Below are 21,322 nucleotides of genomic sequence, written 5' to 3'. Positions count from 1 at the left end.
TCCATGATCCTCAAAGCCTCCCAGCGCGGCGGAGCCAAGCAGCTTGGCCTTCACCTCCTGCGCACCGACGAAAATGAACATGTCGAGGTCCACGACATCCGCGGCTTCGTTTCAGATGACCTCGTAGGCGCGCTGAAGGAAGCCTATGCGGTCAGCAAGGGCACGCGGTGCCGGCAATTCCTGTTCTCGGTCTCCCTGAGTCCGCCCCCCAATGAGCGTGTCCCGGTGGAAATCTTCGAGACCGCCATCACCCGGATCGAGGAGCGCAACGGCCTCACAGGCCAGCCCCGCGTCATCGTGTTCCACGAGAAGGAGGGGCGCAGGCACGCCCACGCCGTCTGGTCGCGCATCGACGCCGAGACCATGACGGCCCGCAACCTCCCCTATTTCAAGCTGAAGCTGCGCGATCTCTCGCGCGAGCTGTATATGGAGCATGGCTGGAAGATGCCGCGCGGACTGATGAACAGCCGCGAGGCCGATCCCCGGAACTTCACGCTGGCCGAATGGCAGCAGGCCAAACGCATGGGGCGCGACGCGCGCGACGTGAAGGCGCTGATGCAGGAATGCTGGGCGGCATCGGATGCCGCCGCCGCCTTCGCGCAGGCCCTGAAGGCCCGCGGCTTCAGCCTCGCCAAAGGCGACCGGCGTGGCCATGTGGCCCTCACGCCGGAGGGCGAGGTGCTTTCCCTCTCCCGCTATACGGGTAAGAAGGTCAAGGAAATCGAAGCACGGCTCGGCAAGCCCGCTTCCCTCCCTTCCATAGCCGAGGCCCGCACCAGGCTCGCCCAAGATCTTTCTGCCACCTTCAAGCGCCACATGCGCGAGGCGGAGGAACTTAAACGCCGCGACCTTGCGCCCCTTGAAGTCCAGCGCCAGGGAATGGTGGAGCAGCACAGGCAGGAGCGCTCATCCCTTCAGACCCGGCAGACCGAACGTTGGGCCGGGGAGACCCGTGAACGGGCGGCACGGATTGGGAAAGGCTTGCAAGGCCTTTGGAACCGCATCATGGGCAGACAGGGTGACATCCAGCGGCGCAACGAACAGGAAGCCTATACCGCTCTCGTCCGCGACCGCGAGCAGCGGCAGGCGCTTATCGACGCGCAGATGATGGACCGCCAGGCGTTGCAAGAGAAAATCCGCGCGGTTCGCGACCGTCATGCAACATTGCTGCGGGAGCTACGGACCGACCGGGAGGCCTTGCAGCATATGGCCCGCCAGCCGGAAGCGGTAAAGGATTTCGCGAAGGAAGCCGGATTACGCCCTACGATGGGGCAGCGTCTGGAAGGGCTGCGAAACATGGAGAGGGAAACACATTCAAAAACACCCTTCCGCCGCGACTTTGATCGAGAGAGATAGATTAAAAAGCTAAATCGATCGACAATGCAATTCACTATCAGATCTTTAATTTCGATTATTGAACCAATAACTCCTTAAAGTATTGCCCCTCAGAGGAGGATAAGCCGGATGTCGCCGATAAACTCTTCGAAGGAAACCAGGTTCGGACGTACGTTCTCCGGGAAGCTGTCATGCAGTCCCGTAGGCACCACGAGCTGGACGCCAGCTTCCTTCATTTCCCGAAACTGCCCCTCCGACACTCCCTCCTGCAGCGTCAGCAGGTGCTTTACCGGAATGCGGTCGGCTTCATTGAGAACCTGTCGCCAGCGATCCTTGCAGGTGGTTTTTGCCGCGAGCATGCGAAGACGGGTTGCCGGAAAATCCGCGTCTTCATATGCAGTCTTCGAAGGGAAAAGGAAGTCCGGAATTTTCCCGTTCTCGATTCTGGGACGATGCTGGAAGTCCTGAAGGCTCCGCAGTCCCTCTTCAATGAAAATCTGGCGGGCATGTAACTCCAGAGAATTGCCTGACCTCGACTTTCGGCTCTGAAGTATGGCATGAGCCTGACTGATGAACGCTTCAATGGAGGGGAAACCTGCACTTATCCGCGGCAGGAAATACGCCTCTTCGATGCTCTGGAACACCTCGAACTCGCAGACGCGTCGCCGCATGAGCCGTGCATCCGGATTGAGTCCTGTGGCGCTTCTCAGTTCGACTGCCTTGCGGATGATTTCCTCACCAGAAGGAAATTTCTCCAGCCATGCAGGAGAAATTTCATCGGATGAAAGACGGCACGACGTTCGCGGGGCAGGTACCAGCAGTGAAGGCATCTCCCGTCCGATGCCAGGCTCCCAGACGACAAGCTGGCCCGGTTCGACGGGGCCGATGCGTTCTTCGACAAGATCCTCTTCTGTTGGGTGCCGGGAAACCCAGACGTGGCATTCGTTTGCCTGTCCCGCGTCATCCAGCAGGAAGGCAAACACAGCCAGGGCCCCCGTGCTTTCAGGATCGAGAAGCGCGGAGGTGCGGCCACCGAAGTTTGTCAGGCGGGATTCATCGCGCGTGCCGTCTCCGTATCGTTTGCCGTTGTAATAGACGGCACGGACACGCCTGTAATCCACATGGGAATCGATATAGAGATCAAAATGCGCATCCGGGTTTTTCACTTCTGATGTATCAAGCTGCGGGAAAACGCGGAAAAGAAAACTTTTTGGAATATACGGCCCCGCCTGATGCGCATTGTTCGCAAGTGTATCATTTGCCGAGAGACGCTTGATATACCAGAGCGATTTTTCAGGGCGTTCGAATTCATCCATCCAGTCGGCAAGGTCTACAAGCGCCATCAGAGCGTCCCCCTGATTTCATAAGTCGGTTCGCTGCTCGCCAGCCATCTGACAGTCTCGTCTATCACCTTCTCCAGGGTAATGCTTCCCCGGCCCCGGAAAGAGCATTCCCATATCGTAAGCTGCCGCCAGTGCGCGGCCCCGAGGTTCATGGCAACGCGAACATCCCGCGCGCGGTTGCTTTCTATTTTTGACCGCCAGAAATCCGTTCTGGTGCCGGGTATCCGGAAAAGGGCGCAGTCATGGCCATGCCAGAAACAGCCATGAACAAAGACCGCCGCCCTGTATCGCGGCAACACGAAATCAGGCTTTCCCGGAACGTCTCCGGGGTGAAGCCGATAGCGGTAGCCCAGAGCATGCAGCCGCTTGCGGATCGCCAGCTCCGGCCTTGTATTCTTGCCCCGGATGCCGGCCATCATGCGGCTTCGGGTGACGGGATCAACAACGTCAGGCAACGGCAGCCTTCTCCCGCCTTCCGGCATCACCGTGAACGGCTTCAAGCAGGAACGGCTGCATGTGACGGGCAACGGTCTCCACCACGGGAACGACCACGGCGTTGCCAAACTGCCTGTAGGCCTGCGTATCGGATACCGGAATAATCATCGGAGTCCGTCCCGGCGCGTCAAATCCCATAAGCCGCGCACATTCGCGTGGCGTCAGTCGCCGCGGAATCCCTCCCTGCCGCCCGATAAGGATTTCCGAACCGTCCTTGTAGTATCTGGCCGACAGCGTCCTTGCCACGTCATTCGGCCCGAACAGGCCGAATCCGAAACCGTTCCCCTTGAGTCGATGTTTCTCCGCATATTCCTGAAGATAATTCCAGAGATGTGCAGACAGGGTATATTTTGACGACACCCGCCCATCCTTTTCCGTATACGGCTTTTCCTCGGAATCACCTGAACGGTGAAGGATCGAGCCTAACTTTGGCCCATCCAGCGGATCGGGGATTTCCATGTCATCAAATGAAAATGCGTTCTTTTCCCTGAAACCGATGATGAATATCCGCTCGCGATGCTGCGGAACCCACGATCTGGCGTCAACAATGCGCGCCTCGACGTGATAACCAAGCTCCCTCGTGAGGACATCGTGGATGACCCTGAACGTATGGCCACGATCATGGTTTACGAGATTCTTGACGTTTTCGAGCAGAAACGCCTTCGGCCTGTGATCCCGGATGATACGGGCCACGTCAAAGAACAGGGTTCCCTGTGCCTCGCAGGCAAATCCATGCGGACGGCTCAGCGCATTCTTCTTGGAAACCCCGGCGATTGAGAAGGGCTGGCAGGGAAAACCGGCGAGAAGAAGATCGTGCGCCGGAATGGCGTCCGATCCTATCTCACGGATGTCGCCCTCCACGGGATGGTCATCCCCCGGAAAGTTCGCGCGATATGTCTTCTGCGAATAGCGATCCCATTCCGATGTAAAAACGCACTTGCCGCCAATCGGCTCGAATCCGCGCCGCAGCCCACCAATCCCTGCGAACAGGTCAATGAAGGTAAAGCTGCTCGGGGCGGCGTTCCGGCGCTCATCCACCATGGAGCGAATTTGATCCATCACCGGCCTGCGCGGCAGGGTTTCCCCCCTCTCCCAGCGATAGACGGTGCGTTCGTCGAAACCCATTTTCCGGGCCACATCCTGGATGGACAGGCCCGCCTGCTGGCGGAGCGTGGAAAATGGGGTCATGGCAATCCTTTCTGCAGCGGCGAATCGCTGGGAATATTTATGACATGATGTCATGGGAACAAACACCGAACAAGAGATTTGTGAACTAAAAATCAACAGGAATATCAATATTATATTCACATATCAGTCAGCCGCCCCTGCTGAAGGAAATTCCCGGTTGGAGGCGGCCCTGCCTGCCACCGTGACGGCCATATGGCAGGATGACGCTGGGCCAGCCCCTCCTCACCTCCCCCTCTCAAAATCCCCCTTGGCCCGCCCCCGCAGCAGCGCGCGGGCATGGCCGTTCTCGAAATTCTCCCGTGCGGCCTTGAGGCGTTCGTCAATGTGGCGGATGCGGCTCTCGGATTCCTGATCAATCTGGCGGCGCACTTCGTTGGTTTCCCAGCCCTGGGGAGTGAGGTGCAGCTCGGCCCGCGGCTTGGGCCGGGCTGCGATGCGCTGGTCACGCTCAGCTTTGGTGACGACGCCGGAAGCCGCCCGGCTGAAGTCCTTCGTCACCGCTCGTAACGGGGCGCGGCGCTGCGATCACGCCGCTCCTCCCGGTTCTGGCTGCGGTTCGGCTCACGGCGCTCGCCGCCCTTCGCCGCGTCCTTCATTTCCTGGATGCGCTCCTGCACGGAGCGGATGGTGACGCGGCCATCCACCGGCAGGGAATCGAGCTGGAGCGTGAAGCCCTCGCCGTCCTTATGGGTCCAGGCCGCGCCGATGCGGTTGAAGTAGGCCTTCTGGTCTTCGCCCTCGCGAACCTGGTAAGCGATGTGGGAAGGGCGCTTGGTGTCGTTGTCATGGCTCATATCTGATCTCCTTGTTGTCAGGGTTTGTGCCCCTCCACATATGCCCAGGTTCCATCCCGATATTGGGCGAAAGAGGAGAACTCTGACGGCACCGGCTCGCGGACGACCTGCCTCCAGCGTGACCCGAAGCGCGTGGCGATGCGCACCCGGTCCCTGGGCGGGTGGTAGGGATTGGGCAGATAGAGTCCCGCCATCTCCCGGCGCTCGAAATACGGAATCTTGTTCGCGAGGATCGGCGGCAGGTCCTTGCCGGACAGGAAGAGGATCTGGCGGTTCTCCGGCAAAGAGAGGATCTCGTCTTCGGTCATGAGCTTCCGCGCCTGCTGAGAGCGCATCTCCTGAGCCCTGCCGTAGTGGGCGGCGTCCAATAGCGCTTTGAAGGGATCACCTCCCTCCATCACCTGCTGGATCGCCTGGATCTTGCGGCGGCGGGCCTCCTCCTGAAGGCGCGTGTCGTCATATTCCAGCGTCTCAGTCCCCAGCATGTCGGAGATGAGCCTGGCGGTCTGATAATCCCGCACGCCGAAGAACTGGCGCATCTGGGAGGAGCCCAGAAACGTCTGCACCCCTGTGGGGCCGAAATTGTTCACCATCTGGCCGATATCCTGCCAGAAGGTCCAGGGCCGGATGCCGATCCCCCGCCCATAGGTGTAGAGCTGCTGGAGGGTCTGGAAGGAGCCGAGCTGCGCCGCTTCATCAATCAGCATGAGGAGCCGCCCCGAACCGGGATTGCGGGACTTGTAAAGCATCGGCGCGGTGAAGAACTGCCGCAGCACGGGCCCGCTCTGGTGGAGATATTCCGCAGGCATCATCAGGAAGACAATGACCGTGCGGTCCGAGCGGACCAGTTCGGAAAGGGAGAAGTCGGGGCTTTCCAGCGAGCGCCGCAGGGTGGGGTCATCGAGGAAGGAGACGCTCCCATAGACCTCGCCCATGATGGAGCCGAACTCGCGCGGGCTGTCCTGCTGCTTGACGATCATCTCGCCTGCGATGCGGCGCACGTCATCGAAGGCGGAGCCTGCCGCCCCTTCCAGGAAATCGGCCCAGCGCCCACCATCGGATTCGATGACATTCACCACCTCCATGAGATCGGGCAGGCTGACCGAGCCCTGCACCTCGGCAATACGCTTGAGAATGGCTTCAACCCAGCCGCTGCCCCGCTGCTCGAAATATTTCCCCTCCGCCTTGCTGGTGACGGTGACGAGGGACCGGGCCGAGAGCTTGCAATCGGCATGGAAGGCGGGGCTGTTTGGGTCGATGGGATCGAGCGGGTTGCAGCGATGGGAGGGAAGGCCGTGCAGCCCGAAGGGGTTCCAGAGATAGCCTTCGATGCCAGCGTGGGCCAACGCGGGCAGGAACGTGGCGGCGATCTCGCCGCGCGGATCGAGGACAAGGATGGGCTGGCCGAGGCGGAGCGCGCCGAAGATGTGGCCGATGATATCCCGGAGCTTGCCGGAGCCCGCCCCGCCGATGGTGACGAGCGGGGCGTCGCCGTCCAGAGCGAGGCTGCGGGAGCCGAAGAAGCCGATGGGCAGGCCCTTCTCTTCGAAGAGCCCCGCGGCCTTCAGCTCGAAGGCATCGGCCCAGCGCGCGCTGCCGAAGCGGAATTCTTCATTGAAGGAAAGGGCGGGCATCGGGCACCTCCTTGCCGCGGGACGGGCATGAAAAAGGGGCTGCACAAGGCAGCCCCTTCAGGGTGTCGGATTTAGATGTAGTCGTAGCTGGCGGCTTCGGCACGCTTAACCAGTTTGAACTTGATCTTCGACGCGCTGATGGCGCAGCCGATGCTGACCACAAGAGCGAGCGCGTAGCCGCCGCCCGAGAAGAAGCCCACAAAGGCTACCAGACCAGCCAGGACGGCCACGGCCTCGAAGAAGTCATGAATGAACTTGCGCGACTTGTCGATCATAACTTCAGGGGTGCGAGACATTTGGGTTTCCTTTCACTGCTGTCAGAAGAAGCGCATGGCGACAGCCAGCAAAGTGCTGACGATGGCCATGTCGAAGCTGATCTGGGCGCTGAAGAAGGTGAGCGCGGCGATGATGGCGGCCCAGCCGATGAGGACCGCCCCCAGCATTTCGGGGCCGTAATGCCGTTCAGCGAAGGCCATGACGAAGCCGATGGTGAGATGGTAAAGCTCCGGCGCACCGAAGAAGGTGGCGACCACGGCCAGAGCGAAGGCCATGGCCCGTTTGGGGTCATAGCCCTGGCGGGACATGTTGCGATGATCCGGCATAGCTGTCCTCCTTTGCTTGCGGAGAGGACCGATCCTTGTGGACCTGTCCTCTCTTCAGATTCTGGATACACGCGCCCTGACGTGCCGCCGGGCGGATCTTGGGAGGATCTATTTCGCGATGAAGGCGGCCCGCACCGGATGGGAGATGCGAAAGGCGAGATCAATCAGCCGCAGCCGCGCCAGAATGCGGCGCTGCGGGCTTTGTTTCGGATCTATCTCATCGAAATACATGAAGCCTGACAGCCAGCGGAAGGAGCCGTCATCATTGAAGGCGGCATCGATATCCTCATCGCCCACTTCGAAGGGCTTCCCGTCCGGCCAGACGATACGGCCCCGGAAGCCGTAGATGGTGTCGGCAATCCAGTTAGGAATTTCCCGGCGCGACATGCCAAGGCTCCGCGTGGCGGTCGCCAGACGCTGGAAATGCGAGCGGCGCAGAAGCTCCGCATCGCTTGCCACGACAACGGTACGCTTGTTGTCGTTGATCGGTTTTGAAACACAGGGTTTGCAGACATCGCGTCCGCAGCGTTCACAAGTGGCCATTCTCAAAGTCTCCTTTTGTTGTTGGCGGGCCGTAACGGCCCGCATGCCTCCCCCGCTCCACTGCATGCACTGGCATGAAATTCAGTGTTTTATTAACGGGTTATGACAAACTACTAGAGGCCTCCCGTTTTCCGCAAAGTCGAAGGGAAGCAGAACGCACGCGCTTCTCTATGAAGGGAGCGGTGAGCGCGGGACGTGGAGGAGTGCAAAAAACAAAAATCGCGCCGCGGGGCGGCCGCCAAAAACCGCTATGCGGCAGGCGCGAAGCTCTCCGAGCACAAATTTTTGCGCATCCTGGAGGGCTATGCGGAAGCTGTCCCCATAGGCGTGCTGGAGCCCACCACCCATGTCTCGGGCAAAACCATCCGGGGGACGTACCGGGCGCTGCGCGCCCATCTGCCGTTGGCCGTGCAGCGGGAGCGGGCGCGGTTTTCAGGGGCTGGGGAGGTTTTGTTTGCAGGCGGCATGCTCTCTCCGGATGGCAACCGTCTCCTGAGCGGCATTGAGCGGACACGGCGCTTTGCCCGCTATGTCCGCCGCCATGCCCCGCGGATCAATTCCGCAGAGGAAGAGCGGCTTCTGCTGATCGAGAAAGCGGTGCGGGTGATGTGTGCGGTGGACCTGCGGGGGGTCGAGGTTGATGAACGGCTGCTGGCCGAGATCGGCGATGCCTTTGCCCAGCTTCGGGTAAGGGAGCCGCTGGGGGGCCTTGTGCGGGCGGTGCCGCGCCTGCGCGCTCATGCCCACCCGTCCCTCCGGCTCTATGAGGATTACCGGCGCTCCCTGCTCAAACAGCCGTTGCGGGCTGGTGCCGCGTCCTCATCCGGGCTTGAGACCGATGCTCCTTTATGAAGATTGCAAATGTATATACAATCATGTAGGATGAAATCATGAAAGGGAAGATCGCGGGCTTCGATTGGGATGAGGGCAACCGGGACAAATGCCGCAAACACGGCGTCTCGCTGGCCGAGATCGAAGCGCTGTTTCACGCCGCGCCCGCCGTCTATCCCGATCCGGCGCATTCGGGCACCGAAGAGCGGTTTCTGGCCATCGGACCCGGCAAAGCGGGGCGCATGATCTTCGTCGCCTTCACCTTACGCGGGAAAGAGGGCGGAACCTTCATCCGGCCCATCAGCGCCCGTTACATGCACGCGAAGGAGGTGCGTCACTATGAAGAAAAAGACTGATCTGAAGCCCATCCCTCCGCTCGCCAGCGATGCCGAGGCGGAGGCGTTCGTGGAGGGTGCGGACCTCACCCGCTACGACCTCTCCGGCTTCAAGCCCATGGCGTTCGAGTTCGAGAAGAAAGCGGCCCAGCTCAACATGCGCATCCCCCAGCCCTTGCTGGAGGCGGTGAAGACCAAGGCGCGGGCGCGGGGCATTCCCTTTACCCGCTACATCCGCATGCTGATGGAAGAGGATGTCTCCCGGTCGTGAACCGGGCCCCAAATGAAACGGCGGGCTGTCGCCCGCCGCGCTGTTGATGCGTTTTTGTCTGCCCGGCGTTTTCAGAACGGCACGTCGTCCGTATCGGCGGGCGGCATGTCAGCCTCCTCTCTCGACTCGGCGCGGGCCTGCTCCACATCGCTCTCCACCTTGTCGATGCCCCTTTCGAGCACGAACAGCCAGAAGCGCGGGTCGGAGGCGATCTCATCTCCCATGAAATAGGCCAGCCGGTCCCGCAGATCCTCGGAAACGGGAAGCTGGAAGACAACGGGGGATTGGGGTTTCTGCGTCACGAGGCACCTCCTTCCATGCAGTGCCGTCCTTTCTAGAGGCGCGGACCAGCTGCGCCGGGCGGAACCGGGGCGTCTCCCCGGCATATCGCCGGGGCCGGGCTGTCGCGCGCCGAGCCCGCAGACGGTCTCGGTCCTTCGGACTTTCATCCCTCACGCTTTGAGAAGGGGTCAGGGAGGGCGCTGCCCTCCCTCCCTTGGCACGTCTTCTTGAGCACTGACAGGGCCGCAGCCCGCCGCAGGGCAAGTTTGCCCCGCGCGGATCTGCACCCCGGTCATGCCCGAAGCCGCACCGACCCACACCCTCCCGCTTTCGCCAAGGGGCAGGGGTGCAGCAGCACCCCCTTTTTGACGGGGTCTGAACAACAGCGAAAGGACAAGACCATGACCCTGCAAGCCCATGCCGACTTCGGCTATTTCCGGCCCCGCTTTCCCGAACGGCGCGCGCCCTTCGAGTTCTACCCCACCCCGCCCGCGGCGATCCGGGCGCTGTTGTCGGTGGAAGCATTCGCGGGCGACATCTGGGAGCCCGCCTGCGGCGACGGGGCCATCAGCTGCGAGCTGGTGCGGGCCGGCTATGATGTCATCGCCACCGACATCACCGATTGGGGCTATGGCCATCCCGGCTATGACTTCCTCCAACTGGACAAGCCTTTCGCCCGCAACATCGTGACCAATCCGCCCTACGGGTTCGGCCTTGCAGATCGGTTCGTCTCAAAAGCCCTCGCTTTCACCGCCCGGACGGGCGGGCGCGTGGCCATGCTGCTCAACATCGCCTCGCTCTGCCACCCCAAGCGGCACGAGAGCTTTGTGCGGCAGCCGCCCGCCGTCATCTACGCTCTCGATGAATGCGTGTGCTTCCCGCTGGGCGATCCGGCCCGCGCCACCGCCCACACCCTGAAACATCGCTACGCATGGGTGATCTGGGATCACGCCCATGCGGGCGACACCGCCCTGCGCTGGCTTTCAACGTCCCCCTTCACCGCTCACGCATAAGGAGAAAAACCATGAGCACGCATCACGCATCGGACCGCAAGGCCCTTTACGCCCTTCTGGCCGACGGGCTTTACACTGCCTCGCAAACCGCATGGGAGGCGCATCACGCCGCCGCCCGCGGCGAGGACAACGAGGCCATCGGCACGCTCCTGCCCGTCATGGAGCAACTCGAAACCTTCACCGCCTTGTGCCGGACGATCCTTGCTTTGCGCCGCCTCGAAAAAAGGGGTGAGCCATGAACCCTTTTCCCTTGATCCGGATCGAGCCCTTGGGCATCGAGGCCTTGGACATGCGCCCGGCCCAGCAGGCCCTCCGAGTCCAATACGGGTGCCTCTATTACCTAAGCGACGCGTGCCTGCGGGACGTGGCCGCGCTGTGGGGCGTCATGCTGCCATCGCCTTATATGTACGATGTCGGGGTGTTCAGGAACGCCAGATCAATCCTGCACCGCACCGGGCGCAGCGAAGCGGAAATCCGTCTTGCCTGTTCGCCTTCCGGCCTTTGGGCCATGGATACCTCATATATGCTGCCCCTCTCCGGTCATGGGGCCGCCCCGTCCGTCTGGAACCCCGTCGCCTTCCTCAATGAGGCCGACGCCGTGGCCGGAGGCCTTCATGAGTTGATCGAATCCCTTGGCCGGATTGCATCCAGCAGCCGCTCGGATGCGTCCGAGGCTCTCAGGCTCATGGACATATTAAAAGCCGAGCGCACGCCCCAGCTCAGCCTGTTCTGAACGCAAAAAAGCGCCCGGCCTTTTAGCCGGGCGCTTGAGGCATTTCACCTGGCAATGAGACGGGCGCTATAACCAATTATTGCCATATTTCAACTCAATCATAGGTTGTCGACGGGTACTTTGTCGACTTAGAAATCGATGGAGCATGCCATGAGCAAAAATCCAACTACACGTGGCACTGAGGATGCTAGGCAAGGCAGGCCAATGGAGAAGCCCAATCCTTCCGGACCTTATCAGGAAAAGGAAAAGTACCAAGCCGCATACGACGCCGAGAAGAAGAGAATGGAAGAATTGGCACGTAATAATAAAAAATAAAACGTACACATCAGATGATGTAGTTATGCATCTTTATCAAAATAAATATGATAAAAAATTGCTTGCTGACGGCGGGCTAGTTTCTCGTCCGCCGATTTTTTGTAGTGACTGTAAATTTGTAGTGGAAACTGAACATTATGTTCGAGAAGCGTACGGCGCAACTGCGCATTCCGAATTAACAAATTTGTATCACGTATTTTTCCGCAGCTCTCAAGATAAGCAAATTGCCACGTAATGGAATGCAACACCTCATGATAAACGAATGACATCGCTTTGCGCGGATTGTCCTTTCTAAAGAATGCAGTTGTCAACCGAATATGCGCTTTATTAGGGCCATCGTATAGATCTGGCTCATAAGATTTCCCGATCTCCATCTCGCTATCATCAATATATAGTCCTGGTGGCACCAATTCGATTTCCAAGTTCCGCGCAAAATCATTAATCTGCCTGTCGATTTGTCGGATAATAAGTTCGATGCGTGAAAGCTCGCTTAAATCCTTCCAACTCAGCACAACCTCTCGGACGCTTTCATCACGCTCAAGCTTGCGTCCGAAATCGCGCGTAATTGAATCCATCTTACTAATAAATCTGCGACTGTATTGGAGGCGTGATGATAATATATTTAAAATTGCCAGCTCATTTCGATGTTGTTTTTCGTTAAGAAACCACAGTGACCCGTCACTAACCCATGTCCTGTCGCGATTTGCTATAAAAAATAGGGCGTCTTCCAGATAGGCTACTATGCGCGCCACGTCGTTAATGCAGAGCGGTTCATAATCCAAGCTAGAAAGCTGGCGCATGACCTTTCTGTATGCATCATCCCGAAATGATTCATTTTTGCAACGATCCATATTATCCAAAACGCTATTAAACTTGCTACTAATCATAATTTCGCAATTACACAAACTAAAATCGTCCCATGGCAAATATGATTATTATACTAAATTATTTTCTATGCTGCAATTTTGGTACGCTTTTGCAGACAGAAGCGCCCGGCCTTTTGGCCGGGCGCTTGAGGCATCTCACCTGGCAATGAGGCGGGCGCGCTCGGGGTGCTTGATCTGGAAATAAAGATCGATCACCTCGAGCCGGGGCAGGACACGCTCCTGCGCCGCCTGCCGGGGCGGCTCGACGGCGAAGCGCGTGAACGCGCTGATCCACCTGAAGCTGCCGTCATTGCCGAACACATCGTCGATGTCCGGCAGTTCGTAAGGAGAACCGTCCGCCCGCAGGATCACGCCGCTGTAGCCATAGAGGCTGTCCGCGATCACATCGGGAAGCTTGCGCCTCGGGATGTCGAGCGCCGCTGTGGCAATCGCCAGACGCCGGAACCGGGACGGACGCAGAAGCTCCGCCATGGTCGGCACGATGATGGACCCGAGGCCCCCACCGAAACCGAACGAACCGGCCGAACCGAAGCGGCCTGCGCCATTGTCGTAAAAATCGCTCATCTTTCCATCTCCTGTCGCCATGGACTTCGAATGCCGCGATCCGGACGGACTCCCGTCTCAAATCGCGCTCCCGAAGCGGCTCGGGGGGTGGTGTCGATGAGGGTCCATAAAGAGATGCCCCAGCGGTCAACGCCCTGCAACGGGGCCGCCGCCCGGACTACACAGAACGGGAAGAAGACGGCCCAAAGATCAGATCAAGCCATTGAACCAAAAGGGAAACGGGTCAGGGGCTTTATTGCCCCGGACGGACGGCGCGAAGAGCCATGAGCCCGCGCGGCCCTGCCAATCCCCTGCGCAGGCATGCCAAGCTGGGCCTCGCGGAGACCGTGCAGGTGGTGGACTTGTTCGCCCATGGCGTTGGTGTGAACACCGCCGCCTGCGCGATCGGCATCTCCCGCAAGACCATGCGGGGGCTCTATCTCGACCTGCGGGACCGTCTCGCCGATCCACTCTTCGTCCGCTGGCATCGGGCCAATGCGGCCCTCGTCTCCCTTGCCGGGGCGGAAGAGATCGCCCTCGTCAAGGCCGCGCTGTTCGAGCTTCTGGCCGAGTGCCATGCCCAGGACACCTGCTATCGGAACTTCCGGGCCGGACGGCGGGCAAGCCCCATCTGCCGGGCCTGTCCGCTGCACGGGAAATTCGGCACGCCCGAGAAGGACGCCTTGGCGGCGGAGGCCGTGAACAGCCTCCGGGCCTTCTATCATGGCCTCAACATCTATGCGGAAGACGGCATCGCCCCCGTGGTGCTGTTCCGCCGCCGCCTGATCCATATGGCGACGGTGGCCACCCTCATGCAGAACAGCCGCAAGCTTTCCGCTATTCGCATGGACCCCGGGGAGAAGACATTTCTCTCCTTCGGGACGTTCCGGGAAATCCTCATCGGCCACATGTTGACCTATTTCGCTACAGAACGTGGAATAATTAATTCATTTCTTTAATATATGAATGTATTGACATTATCAAATTTGCCATGCTTTACTGTTTATAATTTAAATTACAAGTGAAAAAAGATATGAAAAAACTATCAAATACATTCGGAAATTTTGCCAAAAAACAAGAAGCATTCGCGACAAATCCGATAACTCTAAGCTTTGCATTTGCTCTGGCGGCTATTGCTTACCCCTTCAGCACCCCAGTTGCGGTAGGCGCGGCAGTCGCGCCCACCCTAGTGGCTGGTAGTGCCATTCTGGCAAAAGGTATAGAGAAAACAATAAAACTATTTATCAACTGAAATTTAAAATTAAGTTATGATTGCAGGTGTGCAGCTTATTAGGGCTGCCTGTAGCGACCTAATGATCCCGCCCCTCCTTTGTGCCAAACATTGAATTGCTTGGGAATGAATTTGCCTCCATGTTCCATTTGGATTGCTATTCATCACTTGAGTTTTACAGTCTAAATATTCTTGCCAAATATGAGCGCCAACCTGAGCAATAACGCACGCAGCGTAGGCTCCGCCTGCGCTGATGGCACTTAGTTGCCTGTGAAGATGAAAGGCCTCATCCACATACAACGTAAAGGTTGCCGATTCTTCCCCAATCTGACGAGAAAAAATTTGGATTTCGACTAAAATTTTAGCGCTATCGGCATCCGGAGAAGATTCTGAGCTTACCCCAACCAAAGCCCCTGCCCCGCTCAGGTCGAAATCTATTCTTTCATGTAGAATATTTTCGGGCATTTTCTTCCTCCACTTGAAAGTTGCGCCTTTACCAGCGGTTAAAATATTTCAATCCGGGCTAGATGACTATTTTTATTTTATGATATATCAAGCGCCTCAAATTTAGCAAGAGAGCAGACAAAAGCCCAAAAAGCCGCCATGGCGGAGCACCGCGCGAATGACCTTTGTTGTCAGAGCGACCCCACCCGACGGCGGGCTTGTCCCCTGCACGAGAGCTTCGGCATGCAGGAGAAGAACGCATCCGCAGCGGAGGCAGTGAACAGCCTCCGGGCCTTCTATCACGGCCTCAACATCTATGGGGAAGACGGCATCGACCCCGTGGTGCTGTTCCGCCGCCGCCTGATCCATATGGCGACCATTGCCACCGTTCTGCAGGGCAGTCGCAAGGTTTCCGCGCTCCGCATGGACCCAAGGGAAAAGACCTTCCTCTCCTTCGGAACCTTCCGGGAAATGCTCATCGGCCACATGCTGGAGCATCCAGGTAATTTTTGACATAAACACAATGAATGCGATAGAATATACCAAATAATAACTTATGGAACAATGACCAGAAAGACGACTTTTTATGACGCACTGGATCTGGACGCGGCCTTTGAGGCCGTAAAAGGCCAGCTCTTCGGGCCGCTCGATCCCGTGCAGGTCAGGCTCAAATTCAAGGAAGTGGTGGAGATCGCCCGCGAAAAGCGCGAACAGGAAATGGACCCGCGCGCCGGGCGTAGCCTTGCGCGCGACGATCGCGCGGAGCGGGATCGCAAGGACTGGAACGAGCAGATCAGGACCCTCACCTGGCTTCTGGCCAACGATGCCCGCTATCGTGAGGCCCATGAACGGGCCATGGACTCCCTCAATGCAGCAGGCCTTGCCCTTGCCCGCGCCATCGAGGCCGGGGAGCGGGCCTCCGACAGGCTGCGGCGCGGCATGGAGGATTATCTCGGCTCGACGCCGCGCCTGAAGGACGGGCGCTATGTGCTGGTGGACGATGACGGGACCTATCGCGACCAGAACCGGGACATCATCAGCGCCGGGGACGCCGCGGAGGTGGATGGCCAGCCGAAACGCGCCTTCAAGCCCTATGATGAGATGCGCGAGCGCAAGGATGGGATCGACCGCGACCTCGCCGAACTGCGCGGCTGGGACGTGGAGGTGGGCGGCATGCGCAACGAGGCGACCGACGAGAAGAACCCCGCCGGCCGCGCGCGGCTGGGGGAAATGACAGAGCGCGCAGACGAACTGGCCGAGCGGGCCAGGGAGAAGCAGAGCGGGCTCGAAGCGATAGCCCCGAACACCAACGCTGCATCCGACAAGGTCGAAGAGAAAGTGAGCCAAACCGCCGCTATCGTGATGCCGCGGCTGCCTTAGCGTATTTAAACTCGCCACAAGCCTTTTCGATAACCGTTAGAATCACAGCCATCGGGTGGTACTCGGGGAGCTTTTTCATAGCCTCGACCACCGGCTGATACCCGCCTGCGCGCTGCTGCCCGACCCAATCATCAATACATTTTGCCTGACCGGCCCGGTTCAGGTTGGCGATGACGCCCGCAGCCGTGGCTGCGGTTGTGATATAGCCCCGCTGGTTTTCCGCAGACCATGTAAGGAACTCGGAGCTTTTGAACCCTTCCGCCGCCATGGCAGCGGAAGGCAGCACGTACAGGCTGGCCAGCGCCAGCGCGACGAGCCGTAGCCTTGGCCGGGGGCTCATTGCAGCGGCCCCTTGCTCGGCTCCAGCAGTCCCATGAGCCAGTGCCAGCGATTGAAGAGCGCCGCCAGGATCATGAGCAGAACCGCGCTCATCAGAATGATCCGCCATGCCAGGCTGATGGCATGGAAAGCCAGCCACACGCCGCCAAAGGCCATGAAGGCCGCGACGATCGCCCCGACCCACCCGCCGTGGCTATATCCGAGAAACGCGCAGAGGATCGCCGCGCCCGATGCCAATCCGTTGACGAGCTCCGAAGGATCGCTGTTTTGTTCGCCGCCCTGACTCATTCCCGTCTTCCCTCCATCGGACAGGAAAACAACGCGGAGTTGATGAAGCAAAAACGCATGCAGATGAGTTTCATCTACAGACTTTTTGGCTTCCATGCTCTTGACATATTGATGAACAGAATAGGATATTGCGTTTTTCTGTTGAGTTTGATGCCTTTTTCATTACCATGAGGATGGATAAGCGCGATGGCGCTGCAGGCGAAAGCCTCGCAACGCGGCGCGGATCAACGAGAGTGCGGAGAGCGAAACAGAATATCCTATTCTGTTTCGCCGCAATCGCACCGGAAAGGAACAACGCCAATGGCTTACGAGCAGCCGGGCTATAAGGGCATGACCCTCTACACGCCGGATGGTGTGCGCAAATACCTCTCTTCCGGGGAGCGGAAGCGGTTCCTGCGCGCCCTCGACGCGCTCGGGACGCCGCAGGAGCGCACCTTCTGCGAGATGCTCTATTGGACCGGATGCCGTCCCAGCGAGGCGCTGGGCCTTTATCCCCGCCACATCGACATCGAAAATGCCGCGATCATCATCCGCAGCCTGAAAAAGCGCGGGGAGCACAAGGGGCGGCATTTCCGGGCGATCCCCGTTCCCCGCGCCTTCATCAGGCGGCTCATGACCGTGCACCGGCTGGATTTCGATGCCGAGGAGCCCGGCCTGCCCCTCTGGCGGTTCAGCCGCACAACGGCCTGGAAGCGCGTTCGCAGCGTGATGGAGAAGGCGGGCATCTCCGGCCCCATGGCCTGCGCCAAGGGGCTGCGCCACGCCTACGGCATCCACGCCGCCCTTGCCCGCGTGCCCGAGACCCGCATCAAGAAATGGCTCGGCCACGCCCACCTTGCCACGACGGAAATCTACCTCGACATGGCCGCCCCCGAGGACCGTGCCATGGCGCGCCGCATGTGGTCGGACAACCTCCCGCTCACGACGGGATAAATCACATCACAGACATGAAAAAGAGAGGACGCCCCATGGACCGCAGCACCGCAAATGCCCTGATCGAACGAATCTGGACCATCGAGGAGCAGATCAAGAGCGCCCTTCAATCCCTGGCCGTGATCGAGCGCACGATCGCCGGGGAGGTCGAAGACGACGAATGAGACGAAGCTTGGACACCATGGGCCACGCGCGAACCTGAAACGGCGAACCGTTGGGACGGGATACCCATTGGGACCAACCGACCTTGGGAAGAAGGCCCCCGGACCAAAAATGATGGGATAAGGAGTTCCGCAAGTTGTGTGCTGTCATACAGCACCATCTCGGCTCAGCGGGTTTCACCCGCCTCGGCAAGGGGAGCCCGCTGCGCGCTCCCCGTTGCATCCCCTCCGGCTTTACCCACATGCCTCGTTAGCACTTTCGTTGTCCCGCGAGATTAAAATCGCCAGGCGAGAGTGCTGGCCGCCGCCCATGTCCTGCGCTCCTGGCCGAACGAGGTGTCGCAGGAGAAGGATAGATCCGCTCTCTCGCCCAGCCTGAGGGTGATCCCGGCATTGGCCAGCAGGATATCCCTATCGATAGGAGCGCCCTTGATGGTGAAGCCGCTATCGGGGGCATCGTTAAAGGCCAAGGTGCGCTTTGGATCGAAACCATCGTAGTTATGCCGCCATCCGGCCCCGATGCGGAATTGAGCGGGTGGCAGATCCAGCGCCTCTATCTCCTGCCGGAAGCGCAGACCAAGAGTGGTTGTCGCAAGATGCGCGGTCTCTCCGCCGCCGGATAGTCCGGCATCGCCGTTTTCGGAGAAATTACCGCTGTGATGCAGCGTATAGGCCGCCTGAAGGTAAGGGATGAGGATGGCCGAAGAATTGACCAATGGGATGGGGCGGCTGGTCTCCCCAAATATTTGCGCGGTTTGCGCCCGGTAATCGGCGCTGCTTGTCCCGCCAAAGCTGCCGAATGCGATTGAACGCCTTGTTTCGATATCGTGGAGGCTGGCGGAAAGGCCACCGTTTACTACAATGCCCCCGTTTTGCAGCCTATGGCCGCCATAGGCCAATAGATGGACGCTGTTGATATCGGCCTCCGATCCCCGCTCATCCTGCATGAGACTTGTCTGGCTTGCCCCCAAGGCCAGACCGTAGCGCCCTGCCTTGCTTTCAAAGCCCATCCCCGTGAGCAGGCCGCGCCTGTGACTATCAAGCGGCGCGGTATCTGCCGTACGGCCCGTTTCTCCAAGGCTCCCCAGGGTTTGCACCCAAAAATATCTCCCGGCCCCGGGCGAGAGGCTCCTATCCGGTATCGCCTCCTGCAGCTGCGCCTGATCCTGTATCAGCGCCCCGGCGGTGGAGGCATGGATCTCGCCGGAGAGAAGATCAAAGGCCTTTTGGGCCGCCGTCAGGGAAGGCAGCGCCAAAAGCGCGGATGCGGCGCTGTTGGCACTGGGCAAGGCGTCGATGGATGAAGCCAACCCGGCCTGATTCGATGTCTGCGCCGCTTGAACAAGCATGATCGAATTGCTGTTCAGCGTCAGGTAAACTTGATTGGCATCATAGGTCAGCGCGGCAGTCAGGAAAGGAGATGACGTGCTTGCGTCATCGAATGTTCCGGCAACGCCACCCGCGGCGGTCAGGATCATATAGGGCGCACCGGTTCTATAGTCGGGATAGGGAATGGCTATAACCGTGCCGCCGTTCAGCGTGGCTGTCCCTGAAGCGTTGATGAGATCGCTCTGCCCCGCCGCGTTGACCTCGACCTCATAGGTTGAGCCCGGATTGAAGGTGGCGTTGACCGTATTCAGCGTGCCGATGGAATTGCCGGGCGCGGCAGTGCCGCCGTTGTCGACGACCAGCTCGTTCAGCGTGCCGCTGCCGCGCACCCGGCCATCGACCGACACAGCCAGATCACCCCCGAGCGCGCCATTGACGACCAGAACTCCGCCCGATACCTCGGTCATCCCCGCAAAAGCGGCGCTGTTGCCAGTCAGGATCGTGGTGCCTGACAGGAAGTTAACCGTGCCGGAACCTGAAATAACCGGCGCGAACGTATAGGCCGTGCCCGTGTGGTTGAAATTGATCGTTCCCGTTCCCGCGCCGAACTGGATGGCGGAGGCCGATACTGTCCCCGCTGCTGCCGCAGGATCTGCCGCCGCTGCGCCAATATTCAGCATGCCCGTGGAGCCGGCGAAGGTGGCAATCGTCAATGTTCCAGTGGTGCTGACAGCGCCGCTGTCAGAAACCGTCAGTGCCCCGGTGCCGGAACTGCCGACGGATAGACTGGTGGACGCGGTCAGCTGCGATCCCGCGCCGGTGATCGTGGCCGAGCCGTTCGAGCCGCTGTTGTTGCCAATATAGACGCTGGCGCCGGTCACCGATCCGCCGCTCTGGACATTCAGCGTGCCGCTCGATCCATTGTTGTTGCCGACATAGATAACGTTGCTGCTGCCGACGTTGCCGCCGTTCTGAACCGTCAGCGACCCGGTGCCGGACAAGCCGACGATCAGGTTTGTGGTGGAAGTCAGTTGCGATCCCGTGCCGGTGATCGTGGCTGTCCCCGTCGACCCGGTGGTGTTGCCAATATAGACGTTGGCGCCGGTCACCGATCCGCCGCTCTGGACATTCAGCGTGCCGTTCGAGCCGGTGTTGCTGCCGATATAGACGTTTGTGCCGGAATAAGCGCCGCCGCTTTCTATGGAGAGCGTACCTGCAGACCCGCTGTTGTTGCCTACATAAAGACTGCTACTGGTAACAACCCCCGTAATGGTCATGGTGCCGGAATCCCCGTTGCCATTAGCAACAATAACTTTGTTATTGTTTGTTGTTGTGCTGCCGAGTGTGCCTGTGACGTTCAGCGTACCGTCGGTCACAGTGGTGTCGCCGGCAAAAGCATTGCTGTTGCCCGAAAGGGTCGTGGTACCGGCTACAAAAACAAGGCTCCCCGGCGTAGCGAGATTCGTGGTGCTGATGCCGGTTCCGAACGTATAGGCCGTGCCCGTGTGGTTGAAATTGATCGTTCCCGTTCCCGCGCCGAACTGGATGGCGGAGGCCGATACTGTCCCCGCTGCTGCCGCAGGATCTGCCGCCGCTGCGCCAATATTCAGCGTGCCCGTGGAGCCGGCGAAGGTGGCAATCGTCAATGTTCCAGTGGTGCTGACAGCGCCGCTGTCAGAAACCGTCAGCGCCCCGGTGCCGGAACTGCCGACGGATAGGCTGGTGGACGCGGTCAGCTGCGATCCCGCGCCGGTGATCGTGGCCGAGCCGTTCGAGCCGCTGTTGTTGCCAATATAGACGCTGGCGCCGGTCACCGATCCGCCGCTCTGGACATTCAGCGTGCCGTTCGAGCCGGTGTTGTTGCCGACATAGATAACGTTGCTGCTGCCGACGTTGCCGCCGTTCTGAACCGTCAGCGCCCCGGTGCCGGAACTGCCGACGATCAGGTTTGTGGTGGAAGTCAGTTGCGATCCCGTGCCGGTGATCGTGGCTGTCCCCGTCGACCCGGTGGTGTTGCCAATATAGACGTTGGCGCCGGTCACCGATCCGCCGCTCTGGACATTCAGCGTGCCG

Annotated in this window: 30 protein-coding genes; 14 read left to right on the top strand and 16 right to left on the bottom strand. The window is 59.6% G+C overall.

The genetic code is table 11. The features are described from left to right. Positions 1-3 precede the first annotated feature (3 nt). A complete protein-coding gene (locus K9U40_RS13820; RefSeq protein ID WP_282890752.1) occupies positions 4-1,356 on the top strand; it encodes a relaxase/mobilization nuclease domain-containing protein in 1,353 nt (450 codons plus the stop codon). Positions 1,357-1,445: 89 nt separating this feature from the next. On the opposite strand, the gene K9U40_RS13815 is transcribed toward K9U40_RS13820, so the two are convergent. From K9U40_RS13815 to K9U40_RS13775, 9 genes are all read right to left on the bottom strand, one after another. Further along, positions 1,446-2,678, bottom strand: coding sequence for a type II restriction endonuclease (locus K9U40_RS13815; protein ID WP_282890751.1), 1,233 nt, complete (start codon positions 2,676-2,678; stop codon positions 1,446-1,448). Then, positions 2,678-3,160, bottom strand: coding sequence for a very short patch repair endonuclease (locus K9U40_RS13810; RefSeq protein ID WP_282890757.1), 483 nt, complete (start codon positions 3,158-3,160; stop codon positions 2,678-2,680). The genes K9U40_RS13815 and K9U40_RS13810 overlap by 1 nt, the downstream gene beginning before the upstream one ends. Further along, complete coding sequence (dcm, locus tag K9U40_RS13805; protein ID WP_282890750.1) at positions 3,126-4,361, bottom strand: DNA (cytosine-5-)-methyltransferase; 1,236 nt, start codon at positions 4,359-4,361, stop codon at positions 3,126-3,128. The genes K9U40_RS13810 and dcm overlap by 35 nt, the downstream gene beginning before the upstream one ends. 222 nt (positions 4,362-4,583) lie before the next feature. Then, positions 4,584-4,859, bottom strand: a complete 276-nt coding sequence (locus K9U40_RS13800; RefSeq protein WP_282890749.1) for a hypothetical protein — start codon at positions 4,857-4,859, stop codon at positions 4,584-4,586. Further along, positions 4,856-5,155, bottom strand: a complete 300-nt coding sequence (locus K9U40_RS13795) for a hypothetical protein (protein ID WP_282890758.1) — start codon at positions 5,153-5,155, stop codon at positions 4,856-4,858. The genes K9U40_RS13800 and K9U40_RS13795 overlap by 4 nt, the downstream gene beginning before the upstream one ends. 17 nt (positions 5,156-5,172) lie before the next feature. After that, the gene (locus tag K9U40_RS13790; RefSeq protein WP_282890748.1) at positions 5,173-6,789 is read right to left on the bottom strand and encodes a type IV secretory system conjugative DNA transfer family protein; all 1,617 of its coding nucleotides are present in this window, start codon (positions 6,787-6,789) and stop codon (positions 5,173-5,175) included. Between the two features lie 71 nt (positions 6,790-6,860). Beyond that, entirely contained in the window at positions 6,861-7,085 is a 225-nt protein-coding gene (locus K9U40_RS13785; protein WP_282890747.1) for a hypothetical protein, read from the bottom strand. Between the two features lie 21 nt (positions 7,086-7,106). Beyond that, complete coding sequence (locus tag K9U40_RS13780; protein WP_282890746.1) at positions 7,107-7,391, bottom strand: hypothetical protein; 285 nt, start codon at positions 7,389-7,391, stop codon at positions 7,107-7,109. Positions 7,392-7,499: 108 nt separating this feature from the next. Continuing rightward, complete coding sequence (locus K9U40_RS13775) at positions 7,500-7,934, bottom strand: hypothetical protein (protein ID WP_282890745.1); 435 nt, start codon at positions 7,932-7,934, stop codon at positions 7,500-7,502. A 195-nt stretch (positions 7,935-8,129) separates the two neighbouring features. Between K9U40_RS13775 and K9U40_RS13770 the strand changes: the two genes are divergently transcribed. The 3 genes from K9U40_RS13770 to K9U40_RS13760 are packed head-to-tail and all read left to right on the top strand — an operon-like array spanning position 8,130 to position 9,371. After that, entirely contained in the window at positions 8,130-8,786 is a 657-nt protein-coding gene (locus K9U40_RS13770) for a hypothetical protein (RefSeq protein WP_282890744.1), read from the top strand. A 38-nt stretch (positions 8,787-8,824) separates the two neighbouring features. Next, positions 8,825-9,121 (top strand): BrnT family toxin, encoded by a 297-nt coding sequence (locus K9U40_RS13765; RefSeq protein WP_282890743.1) that lies wholly within the window; start codon positions 8,825-8,827, stop codon positions 9,119-9,121. Further along, the gene (locus tag K9U40_RS13760) at positions 9,105-9,371 is read left to right on the top strand and encodes a BrnA antitoxin family protein (RefSeq protein ID WP_282890742.1); all 267 of its coding nucleotides are present in this window, start codon (positions 9,105-9,107) and stop codon (positions 9,369-9,371) included. The genes K9U40_RS13765 and K9U40_RS13760 overlap by 17 nt, the downstream gene beginning before the upstream one ends. A 71-nt stretch (positions 9,372-9,442) precedes the next feature. Here K9U40_RS13760 and K9U40_RS13755 read toward each other — a convergent pair whose 3' ends face one another. Next, positions 9,443-9,673 (bottom strand): hypothetical protein, encoded by a 231-nt coding sequence (locus K9U40_RS13755; RefSeq protein WP_282890741.1) that lies wholly within the window; start codon positions 9,671-9,673, stop codon positions 9,443-9,445. A gap of 381 nt (positions 9,674-10,054) precedes the next feature. On the opposite strand from K9U40_RS13755, the gene K9U40_RS13750 reads away from it, so the two are divergent. From K9U40_RS13750 to K9U40_RS13735, 4 genes are all read left to right on the top strand, one after another. After that, complete coding sequence (locus tag K9U40_RS13750) at positions 10,055-10,666, top strand: hypothetical protein (RefSeq protein WP_282890740.1); 612 nt, start codon at positions 10,055-10,057, stop codon at positions 10,664-10,666. An 11-nt stretch (positions 10,667-10,677) separates the two neighbouring features. Next, complete coding sequence (locus tag K9U40_RS13745; RefSeq protein WP_282890739.1) at positions 10,678-10,905, top strand: hypothetical protein; 228 nt, start codon at positions 10,678-10,680, stop codon at positions 10,903-10,905. A gap of 29 nt (positions 10,906-10,934) precedes the next feature. Then, positions 10,935-11,399, top strand: coding sequence for a hypothetical protein (locus K9U40_RS13740; protein WP_282890738.1), 465 nt, complete (start codon positions 10,935-10,937; stop codon positions 11,397-11,399). Positions 11,400-11,549: 150 nt separating this feature from the next. Then, positions 11,550-11,714, top strand: coding sequence for a hypothetical protein (locus K9U40_RS13735; protein WP_282890737.1), 165 nt, complete (start codon positions 11,550-11,552; stop codon positions 11,712-11,714). A 23-nt stretch (positions 11,715-11,737) separates the two neighbouring features. On the opposite strand, the gene K9U40_RS13730 is transcribed toward K9U40_RS13735, so the two are convergent. Together K9U40_RS13730 and K9U40_RS13725 are read right to left on the bottom strand one after the other, a co-directional pair. After that, positions 11,738-12,514 (bottom strand): hypothetical protein, encoded by a 777-nt coding sequence (locus K9U40_RS13730; protein WP_282890736.1) that lies wholly within the window; start codon positions 12,512-12,514, stop codon positions 11,738-11,740. Between the two features lie 222 nt (positions 12,515-12,736). Continuing rightward, positions 12,737-13,165 carry a hypothetical protein gene (locus tag K9U40_RS13725; RefSeq protein WP_282890735.1) on the bottom strand — a complete coding sequence of 143 codons (429 nt, stop codon included), beginning with the start codon at positions 13,163-13,165 and terminating at the stop codon, positions 12,737-12,739. Positions 13,166-13,428: 263 nt separating this feature from the next. On the opposite strand from K9U40_RS13725, the gene K9U40_RS13720 reads away from it, so the two are divergent. Together K9U40_RS13720 and K9U40_RS13715 are read left to right on the top strand one after the other, a co-directional pair. After that, positions 13,429-14,103: a hypothetical protein gene (locus K9U40_RS13720; RefSeq protein WP_282890734.1), complete on the top strand. Its 675-nt coding sequence runs from the start codon at positions 13,429-13,431 to the stop codon at positions 14,101-14,103. A 62-nt stretch (positions 14,104-14,165) separates the two neighbouring features. Then, a complete protein-coding gene (locus K9U40_RS13715) occupies positions 14,166-14,396 on the top strand; it encodes a hypothetical protein (RefSeq protein ID WP_282890733.1) in 231 nt (76 codons plus the stop codon). A 9-nt stretch (positions 14,397-14,405) separates the two neighbouring features. Here the strand turns inward: K9U40_RS13715 and K9U40_RS13710 are convergent, their stop codons facing one another. After that, a complete protein-coding gene (locus tag K9U40_RS13710; protein ID WP_282890732.1) occupies positions 14,406-14,840 on the bottom strand; it encodes a hypothetical protein in 435 nt (144 codons plus the stop codon). Positions 14,841-15,062: 222 nt separating this feature from the next. On the opposite strand from K9U40_RS13710, the gene K9U40_RS13705 reads away from it, so the two are divergent. Together K9U40_RS13705 and K9U40_RS13700 are read left to right on the top strand one after the other, a co-directional pair. Then, positions 15,063-15,332: a hypothetical protein gene (locus tag K9U40_RS13705; RefSeq protein ID WP_282890731.1), complete on the top strand. Its 270-nt coding sequence runs from the start codon at positions 15,063-15,065 to the stop codon at positions 15,330-15,332. A 51-nt stretch (positions 15,333-15,383) separates the two neighbouring features. Beyond that, complete coding sequence (locus tag K9U40_RS13700) at positions 15,384-16,199, top strand: hypothetical protein (RefSeq protein WP_282890730.1); 816 nt, start codon at positions 15,384-15,386, stop codon at positions 16,197-16,199. Here K9U40_RS13700 and K9U40_RS13695 read toward each other — a convergent pair. Beyond that, on the bottom strand, positions 16,174-16,539 hold the full coding sequence (locus K9U40_RS13695; protein ID WP_282890729.1) for a hypothetical protein: 366 nt from the start codon (positions 16,537-16,539) through the stop codon (positions 16,174-16,176). The genes K9U40_RS13700 and K9U40_RS13695 overlap by 26 nt on opposite strands. Further along, on the bottom strand, positions 16,536-16,922 hold the full coding sequence (locus K9U40_RS13690) for a hypothetical protein (RefSeq protein ID WP_282890728.1): 387 nt from the start codon (positions 16,920-16,922) through the stop codon (positions 16,536-16,538). Before K9U40_RS13690 ends, K9U40_RS13695 begins: the two co-directional genes overlap by 4 nt. A gap of 204 nt (positions 16,923-17,126) precedes the next feature. On the opposite strand from K9U40_RS13690, the gene K9U40_RS13685 reads away from it, so the two are divergent. Together K9U40_RS13685 and K9U40_RS13680 are read left to right on the top strand one after the other, a co-directional pair. After that, a complete protein-coding gene (locus K9U40_RS13685; RefSeq protein WP_282890727.1) occupies positions 17,127-17,759 on the top strand; it encodes a tyrosine-type recombinase/integrase in 633 nt (210 codons plus the stop codon). 35 nt (positions 17,760-17,794) lie between these two features. Next, on the top strand, positions 17,795-17,923 hold the full coding sequence (locus tag K9U40_RS13680; protein WP_282890726.1) for a hypothetical protein: 129 nt from the start codon (positions 17,795-17,797) through the stop codon (positions 17,921-17,923). A gap of 272 nt (positions 17,924-18,195) precedes the next feature. On the opposite strand, the gene K9U40_RS13675 is transcribed toward K9U40_RS13680, so the two are convergent. Beyond that, on the bottom strand, positions 18,196-21,322 hold a 3,127-nt coding region (locus K9U40_RS13675; protein WP_282890725.1), incomplete at its 5' end, for an autotransporter outer membrane beta-barrel domain-containing protein.

Origin of the sequence: Xanthobacter autotrophicus (assembly GCF_030015065.1) — a bacterium.
GTDB classification, from domain to species: Bacteria; Pseudomonadota; Alphaproteobacteria; order Rhizobiales; family Xanthobacteraceae; genus Xanthobacter; species Xanthobacter autotrophicus_D.
This window is presented reverse-complemented; position numbering and strand designations above follow the sequence as displayed.